Genomic DNA, 1,813 nt, shown 5'->3' on the forward strand with positions numbered 1-1,813 from the left:
GGTGGATCAAGTGCTTGAACAGCTGCACGATGCGCTAGACCACCACTATCGTCCTGGAGATCGCATGCCGACCGAGCCGGAGCTGATGGAGATGTTCGGCGTAGGACGTTCAACGATCCGTGAAGCCGTCAAGATTCTGGTTCATGCTGGAGTGCTGGAAGTGCGACAAGGGGATGGGACGTATGTTCGTTCACGCCCCTCTGATTCAGACTCGTTGGAACAGCGGCTGCTTAGAGCGGAGACCGTGCACATTACCGAAGTGAGAAGCATGATGGATGCTCAGGCAGCACGCTTGGCATCAGAGCGCCGCACGGATACGGAGCTTGAGCGAATGAAGCAGCTTCTTGAAGAACGAAAAAAGGCACTGGAGGTTGGCAATTACGCTGCCTATGTAGATTATGATGTGGAATTCCACTGTTCGATTGCAGAGGCGAGCCACAATCCTGTGCTGATTGATCTGTACCGTGCCTTCTGCAGCACGCTTCGCGGTGAACTAAGCCACCTCATCGTCGACACGCAGCACTATGAAGACCGATCGGAGCTGCATGAGCAACTGCTGCAGGCGATTGCGAATAGAGACGCCGATACCGCCATTCGCTTGTCGCTTGCCAATCTGGAACCGCAAGGCGGCCGCAGAAGCAGCAAATAACTGCCGAACACATATGGGAGAGGAGAGATGTTATGGTTATTGATGTTCGCGATGTAACTTGGAATAGGGATAACAAGATGATTCTGGAACAGGTCTCTTGGGAGGTGAAGCAGGGGGAGCATTGGTGCTTGTTGGGGCTTAACGGCTCTGGAAAAACTACCTTGCTGAATATGATCAATGGCTATATCTGGCCGACCTCAGGCAGCGTATCCGTCCTCGGGAAGAAATTCGGCACATTCGATCTCCGCGAGTTGCGAAAGCAGATCGGTTGGGTAAGCACCTCACTGCAGCAAAGACTCCATGGACACGAGACAGTTCAGAAGATCGTTCTTAGCGGAAAGTTCGCCTCGATCGGACTATATGATAACATCGAACAGTCTGACGAGGACAAGGCATTATCCTTAATTAAGCTGCTCGGCTGCGAGCGACTTCTAGGCCGCACTTATGATACATTATCCCAGGGCGAGCGGCAGCGTGTGCTCATCGGGCGTGCGTTAATGGCTTCCCCGAAGCTTCTGATCCTCGATGAACCGTGCACGGGACTCGATATCTTCGCGCGTGATCAACTGCTCCACATGATTCAAGCGATTGCACGCGAGCCTGATGCGCCAACACTCATCTATGTCACACATCATGTTGAAGAGATCATGCCCTGCTTCAATAAAACGCTACTTATTAAACAGGGATCTGTATTTTCATCAGGCAATACGGCCGATCAGCTGACCTCTGCCCATCTGAGCAAATTTTTCGATTCGACTATCGAGGTGCGGCAAGAGCTGGTACAACGTTATTCCCTTCAATTGCTGTTAAATGAACCACATTATAATAAATAATAACGCAAGCGGGCGAGAGTGCCCGCTTTTTACTTTGAAAATTGCTTGGAAATACAGGGGATAGGTGTTGAAATGTTCCAATGAATGATCTAAAATAATATCAAATGATAGATAATACTATCATTATTGATATCAAAAATGGCAAAAGGGGGAGATGCAATGAACAAAACTAGGTCATCAAAAGAAGCAAAGCTCAACACAATTTTGGATGCGGCAACAAAAATATTAGTTGAGAAGCCAACAGCTTCCCTGAATGACATTGCCGATTATGCAGGCATTGGCATTGCTACCCTGCATCGTTATATTGAGAACCGGGAACAGCTCATGCTTC

At 49.1% G+C, this 1,813-nt stretch carries 3 protein-coding genes; all 3 read left to right on the forward strand.

What is annotated here, in order from left to right:
• Position 1 precedes the first annotated feature (1 nt).
• Positions 2-649: a FadR/GntR family transcriptional regulator gene (locus tag AZ66_RS28905; protein ID WP_052648922.1), complete on the forward strand. Its 648-nt coding sequence runs from the start codon at positions 2-4 to the stop codon at positions 647-649.
• Positions 650-681: 32 nt separating this feature from the next.
• Complete coding sequence (locus tag AZ66_RS28910) at positions 682-1,482, forward strand: ABC transporter ATP-binding protein (protein WP_044358081.1); 801 nt, start codon at positions 682-684, stop codon at positions 1,480-1,482.
• Between the two features lie 159 nt (positions 1,483-1,641).
• The coding region (locus AZ66_RS28915; RefSeq protein ID WP_044358082.1) for a TetR/AcrR family transcriptional regulator at positions 1,642-1,813 on the forward strand (172 nt) is incomplete at its 3' end.

It is taken from the genome of Paenibacillus sp. E194 (genome assembly GCF_000935845.1).
Taxonomy (GTDB): Bacteria; Bacillota; Bacilli; order Paenibacillales; family Paenibacillaceae; genus Paenibacillus_B; species Paenibacillus_B alvei_B.

Coding starts and splice junctions, on each gene's coding strand:
- AZ66_RS28910 (WP_044358081.1), top strand. CDS start 682: ATGGTTATTGATGTTCGCGATGTAACTTGGAATAGGGATAACAAGATG.